The 6,000-nt window shown below is 62.1% G+C and carries 7 protein-coding genes; 5 read left to right on the forward strand and 2 right to left on the reverse strand.

The genetic code is table 11. The features are described 5' to 3' along the window. Positions 1 to 69: 69 nt before the first annotated feature. Positions 70 to 1,020, forward strand: a complete 951-nt coding sequence (locus G9X64_RS07800) for a LysR family transcriptional regulator (RefSeq protein ID WP_168312194.1) — start codon at positions 70 to 72, stop codon at positions 1,018 to 1,020. 54 nt (positions 1,021 to 1,074) lie between these two features. Here the strand turns inward: G9X64_RS07800 and G9X64_RS07805 are convergent, their stop codons facing one another. Then, a complete protein-coding gene (locus G9X64_RS07805) occupies positions 1,075 to 1,413 on the reverse strand; it encodes a cupin domain-containing protein (RefSeq protein ID WP_171376313.1) in 339 nt (112 codons plus the stop codon). Between the two features lie 529 nt (positions 1,414 to 1,942). Between G9X64_RS07805 and G9X64_RS07810 the strand changes: the two genes are divergently transcribed. From G9X64_RS07810 to G9X64_RS07825, 4 genes are all read left to right on the forward strand, one after another. Next, positions 1,943 to 3,130, forward strand: coding sequence for an acyl-CoA dehydrogenase (locus G9X64_RS07810; protein WP_171376314.1), 1,188 nt, complete (start codon positions 1,943 to 1,945; stop codon positions 3,128 to 3,130). Between the two features lie 90 nt (positions 3,131 to 3,220). Then, complete coding sequence (locus G9X64_RS07815; protein WP_168312191.1) at positions 3,221 to 3,682, forward strand: DUF4126 family protein; 462 nt, start codon at positions 3,221 to 3,223, stop codon at positions 3,680 to 3,682. Then, positions 3,679 to 5,040, forward strand: coding sequence for an FAD-containing oxidoreductase (locus G9X64_RS07820; protein ID WP_171376315.1), 1,362 nt, complete (start codon positions 3,679 to 3,681; stop codon positions 5,038 to 5,040). The genes G9X64_RS07815 and G9X64_RS07820 overlap by 4 nt, the downstream gene beginning before the upstream one ends. Before the next feature lie 43 nt (positions 5,041 to 5,083). After that, complete coding sequence (locus tag G9X64_RS07825; protein WP_171376316.1) at positions 5,084 to 5,653, forward strand: DedA family protein; 570 nt, start codon at positions 5,084 to 5,086, stop codon at positions 5,651 to 5,653. 135 nt (positions 5,654 to 5,788) lie between these two features. Here the strand turns inward: G9X64_RS07825 and G9X64_RS07830 are convergent. Further along, a partial coding sequence (locus tag G9X64_RS07830; RefSeq protein WP_171376317.1) for a transposase occupies positions 5,789 to 6,000 on the reverse strand: 212 nt, incomplete at its 5' end.

Below are 6,000 nucleotides of genomic sequence, written 5' to 3' on the forward strand. Positions count from 1 at the left end.
GAGGCAACGGGTGATTTACAACTAATTCCAAACAGTATCTGTTCGTTTTTGAACAGAGAGAGGATCGCGATGAACAATCCACCGCAGTTTACTTGGGACGATCTGCAGTTTTTTCTAGCCGTCGCCCGCACGGGACAGCTGTCGACCGCGGCTCGCCAGCTGCGATCCAGCCACGCCACCGTCTCACGCCGCATCGACCGGCTGGAGTTCACCCTCAAGGTCAAGCTGTTCGAGCGCAATCCGCGCGGCTATGTGCTGACCGCCATGGGCACGCGTTTTGTCGAGACGGCTGAGAAGATGGAGCAGGAGACCGAGCGGCTGCGCGCCGATCTTGCCGCCGGCTCGATGGCGCAGCGCGGCCTCGTGCGGCTGAGCGCGCCGGAGGGTTTTGCCAATTTCTTCTTCGCAACCGTGCTGCCGCAGTTTGCCGCCCAGCATCCGCATCTCTCGCTCGAACTGGTGACGATCCAGCAGATCATGTCGCTGTCGCGCAAGGAAGCCGATCTTTCCGTCGTGCTCGACGAGCCGAAAGGCGGGGCCTATTTTGCCGAGAAGCTGACGGACTACCACCTGCAGGTCTATGGTTCGCGCGATTATCTGGCAAAGGCGCCTGCGATTACCTGCCGCGAAGACCTGCTCAACCATCCCTTCGTCAGCTATATCGAGGAAATGATCTTCGCACCGGGCCTGGATTATCTCGGCGATGTGCATCCGCGCATCAAGCCGCAGTTCCAGAGCTCCAGCATCTTCGCGCAGCTGACCGCCACCCGAAACGGCCTCGGCCTCTGCATCCTGCCCTATTTCTTCGCCAGCCGATATCCCGAACTGGTGCGCGTGCTGCCCGAGGAAATCGACCTCAAGCGCCATTACTGGATCACCTGCCACCGCGACCTGAAACAGGCGCCGCGCGTGCGCGCCGTTATCGACTTCCTGCGCGAGGCGGTGCGCGGCGAGGATGCGCGCTTCGTGCCGCCCTATGTCACCGCAGCCGGCCCGGCACGCCGGAGAGCGGACATTTAATTGAAGCATGACGTCGTCCGAAAACTGCTCGCAGTTTTCGGCATCATGCTCCAGTTACTTCAGGAATTCGGCCCGGTGCGGTGTGAATGCATCGATCAGTCGGCCCTTTTCCAGCGCCTTGACGCCATGGACCAGATTGGGGGGCACGATGAAGCTGCCGCCCTGTTTCAGCACCTCGGTCCGGCCATCGATCGTCACTTCGAAACTGCCTTCGGCGACGTAGCTGGCCTGAATGTGCGGATGCGAATGGGCCGCACCCACGGCGCCACTTTCGAAGGCCACTTCCACCATCATCATCTCGGGCAGATAGGTCATGATGCGCCTGACGACGCCGGGCTCGGGGTTGACCCATTCGGTGCCATCGGCCGATACGAACAGATCGCTTGACGACATTTCAGCCTCCTCGTTGCAAAATCGATCGCGGGCAAAGTGGATCATGCCGACGCTTTTGAAAAGATGGCGCAGCCCGTCTTTTCGACTCGGCCGCTCTTAGAGCCTTTCCTGGTCAGCTTGAAGCATTCTGTTTGCTCAAACGGAGTCCGATGGTCGACCGGCCGGCGCGCGTCGTAGCCAAGCTCTACGGCCAAGCCGGCCGGTCGATCAGCCGGCCCGTTTCAGCCAACCCTCCCGCAGATTTGCCTGGCAAATCTGCAAGACTTAAGACTCGCCGGACGCACTTGGCGCTTCTCATGGCGAAGCGGTGCGGCCGGGGGCCGGGCATCTTTGCGCCAGGATCAAAGGCGATCGCCTCGGACGTACCAAGAGGTATGCCCTTCGCCAATCGCCTCCGCCCTGACGAAACCTGCTCCGGCAGAATGTTTCAAGCTGACCAGGAAAGGCTCTAATTGACGCAGCCGGCTGGCGGGTCTATGGCCAACTTGAGCGAGGCAAGCCTGAACTAACACGGTGAGGAGACGCCGCCATGCAGCATACGCGCGAGGTTTTCGACTGGGCCGATCCGTTCCGGCTGGTGGAGCAGCTGACCAGCGAAGAGCGCATGGTGCAGGACACCGCCCACGCCTATGCGCAGGCGAAGCTGGCGCCCCGCGTTCTCGATGCCTTCCGCAATGAAAAGACCGATCCCGAGATCTTCCGCGAAATGGGCGAACTCGGTTTGCTCGGCCCGACGATCTCGCCGGATTATGGCGGCGCCGGCCTCGGTTACGTCGCCTACGGTCTGATCGCCCGCGAGGTCGAGAGGGTCGACAGCGGGTACCGCTCGATGATGAGCGTGCAGTCCTCGCTCGTGATGGTGCCGATCGAAACCTTCGGGTCGCAGGCGCAGAAGCTGAAATACCTGCCGAAACTCGCCACTGGCGAGTGGATCGGCTGCTTCGGCCTGACCGAACCGGATCACGGCTCCGACCCCGGCTCGATGGCGACACGCGCCAAGAAGGTCGACGGCGGCTACAGCCTCACCGGCTCGAAGACCTGGATCTCCAACGCGCCGATCGCCGATGTCTTCGTCGTCTGGGCAAAGACCGAGGACGGCCTCATCCGCGGCTTCATCCTCGAAAAGGGCTGGAAAGGGCTTTCGGCGCCTGCCATCCACGGCAAGGTGGGCCTGCGCGCTTCGATCACCGGCGAGGTGGTGATGGACGGGGTCTTCGTGCCTGAGGAAAACCTTCTGCCTGATGTGACCGGCCTCAAGGGACCTTTCACCTGCCTCAACTCGGCTCGTTTCGGCATCGCCTGGGGCGCGCTCGGTGCTGCCGAGGATTGTTATGCGAGAGCGCGGCAATACACGCTGGAGCGCAAGCAGTTCGGCCGGCCGCTTGCCGCCAACCAGTTGATCCAGAAGAAGCTCGCCGACATGGCGGCGGAGATCTCGCTCGGCCTTCAGGGCTGCCTGCGGCTCGGCCGCATGAAGGAGGAAGGCCATCCGCCGGTGGAGCTGACCTCGATCCTCAAGCGCAACAGCTGCGGCAAGGCGCTGGAGATCGCGCGGGCGGCCCGCGACATGCTCGGTGGCAACGGCATCTCCGACGAATTCGGCATTGCCCGTCACCTCGTCAACCTCGAAGTGGTCAACACCTATGAGGGCACGCACGACATCCACGCGCTGATCATCGGTCGGGCGATCACCGGCATTGCCGCCTTTGCGAACTAGCGCATTGGCGCGAAAGGGCGAATTGCCACGCGCCTGACAATGTGCAACCTTCCCTCACGACGGCAAGAGCCGGCAAAAGGGGGATCATGCATGTTTCTGCTTCTTGCATTGCTGATTGGTGTCATTGCCGGGCTTCGCGCCATGACGGCGCCCGCCGCCGTCGCCTGGGGCGCGGCGCTTGGATGGTTCGACGTGTCGCAGACGCCGCTTGCCTTCATGGGTTACCAATGGACGCCGTGGATCCTCACGCTTCTCGCCGTCGTCGAACTGATCACCGACCAGCTGCCATCCACGCCGTCGCGTAAAGTGCCGGTGCAATTCGGTGCCCGGATTGTCACGGGCGCGCTGGCCGGCGCCACGATCGGTGCCGCCAGCAGCCTGCTTTTCGGCGGGCTGATCGCCGGTGTGATCGGCGCCGTCATCGGCACATATGGTGGCGCCGCCGTCCGCAGCAGGCTTGCCGCCTCCTTCGGCAAGGATCTGCCGGCCGCTCTCATCGAGGATGCCGTCGCCGTCATCGGCGCGGTGCTGATCGTGGGGGCCGTCGCATGAAAAGTTTCGACGCGATCGTTGTCGGTGCCGGCCAGGCCGGCCCGTTTCTTGCCGCCAGGATGGTCGAAAAGGGCATGAAGGTCGCCCTGATCGAGCGCAAGTTCCTCGGCGGCACCTGCGTCAATGCCGGCTGCATGCCGACGAAGACACTTGTCGCCAGCGCCCGCGCCGCCCATGTCGCAAGAAACAGCGCTGCTTACGGCGTCAATATTCCAGGCGAGATCGCCATCGACATGAAGGTGGTCAGGGGGCGCGCCGAAACCGTGACCATGAACGCCCGCAACGGCCTGATCGGCTGGCTCGCCGGCATGGAGGGCATGACCGTGATCTACGGCCACGCCCGTTTCGAGGATCCGAAGACCGTCAGCGTCAACGGCGAGACGTTGACCGCACCGCGCATCTTCCTCAATGTCGGCGCGCGGCCGGTCATCCCCGACCTGCCCGGGATCAACGATATCGACTATCTCACCAGCACCTCGATCATCCATCTCGACACGCTGCCCCGGCATCTGGCCGTGATCGGCGGCAGTTATATCGGACTGGAATTCGCGCAGATGTATCGCCGCTTCGGCGCCGAAGTCAGCGTCATCGAGCATGGCCCGAAGCTCGCATCGCGCGAGGACGAGGATATATCCGACGCGATCGCCGATGTCCTGCGCTCGGAGGGCATCGACATTCATACCGGAGCCAGCGAAATCGCCTTCGCCAAGAGCAGCGACGGAATAACGGTCGCCACCGATTCAGCAAGGATCGATGCGAGCCATGTGCTGATTGCCACCGGACGCAAGCCGAACACGGACGATCTCGGCCTCGATGCCGCCGGTGTCATCACCGACGGACGCGGCTTTATTACCGTCGACGACAGGCTTGCCACCAATGTCGACGGCATCTGGGCGCTCGGCGACTGTAACGGCCACGGCGCCTTCACCCACACTTCCTATAATGATTTCGAGATCGCCGCCGCCAACCTGCTCGACGGCGACGATCGCAAGGTCTCGAGCCGCATCCCGGCCTATGCGCTTTATATCGACCCGCCGCTTGGCCGTGTCGGCATGACGGAGAAGCAGGCGCGCGCCTCGGGACGCAGGATCATGATCTCGACCCGGCCGATGAGCCGCGTCGGCCGCGCCAACGAGCGCGGCGAGACCAAGGGCTTCATGAAGGTGATCGCAGACGCCGAGACAAAAAAAATCCTCGGTGCGGCGATCCTCGGCATCGAGGGCGACGAGGTGATCCACGGCATCATCGACGCGATGAATGCGGGAACGACCTATCCCGCGTTGCAATGGTCGGTGCCGATCCATCCGACGGTGTCGGAGCTGATCCCGACGCTGCTTGGGGATTTGAAGCCGGTTTAGTTATCAATTGATGCTTCGAAATCGACAGCTGGAGGCGGGCTGAGTGTCTATCGAACTGCTGATCGAGCACTACGGTCTGCTGGCGATATTTCTGGGCGCAGCCTTCGAAGGCGAAACAGCCGCCTTCCTTGGCGGCGTGATTTCCCACCGCGGGCTGCTGACCTATTGGTCGGCGTCGCTTGCGGCAACGGCAGGATCCTTCGCCGGCGATCAGTTCTGGTTCTTCGCCGGCCGTTATGCCGCTCGATGGGGCCCGGTCCGGCGGCTGATGGAAAGGCCGGCGCTGGCGCGCGTAACCCGGCTTCTGGAAAGATATCCGACCGGCTTCATCCTTGCGTTTCGTTTCCTGGTCGGGTTGCGGACGATCAGCCCGATCGTCATCGGGACGACACGAATACCGACCGGAAAATTCATCATCCTGAATGCGGTGGCCGCGCTGGTGTGGGGGCAACTGTTCACGGCGCTCGGTTATCTCTTCGGGCACGGCATCCAACAGACATTGGGCCACCTTCCGCTTCATCGTCATCTGCTGATCGCAATCGGAGCCGCGGCTGTCGTCGCAGCCGCGGCTCTTGCCTTTCGCAAGATGAAACTGAGCGCCAGACACTCGTAGCCGTATGGCGTCCTAGAACAGGATGATTTTAGGCCGGGTCGGCCTAAAATCTGAATCCTGTTCTAAATTATATAGTTGGAGCATGATGTCGTCCGAAAACCGATCACACTTTTCGGCATCATGCTCTAGAGCCTTTCAGGTTTTGACGGAAGCGTATCCGGCATTGGCGAAGTAGTTGCTGCATTCGTTGGGCTCGATGGTTGTGACGAGGTGTCCGATGTGGCGCCAGGTGTCATCGATGGTTCGCTTCTGAGCCAGGCGCATCCAGTGCTTGATTTTGGCGAAAGGCTGTTCGATCGGATTGAGGTCGGGGGAGTATGGCGGCAAGTACCAGAGCCGAGCACCAG

Origin of the sequence: Rhizobium sophorae (assembly GCF_013087515.1) — a bacterium.
GTDB lineage: Bacteria > Pseudomonadota > Alphaproteobacteria > Rhizobiales > Rhizobiaceae > Rhizobium > Rhizobium sophorae.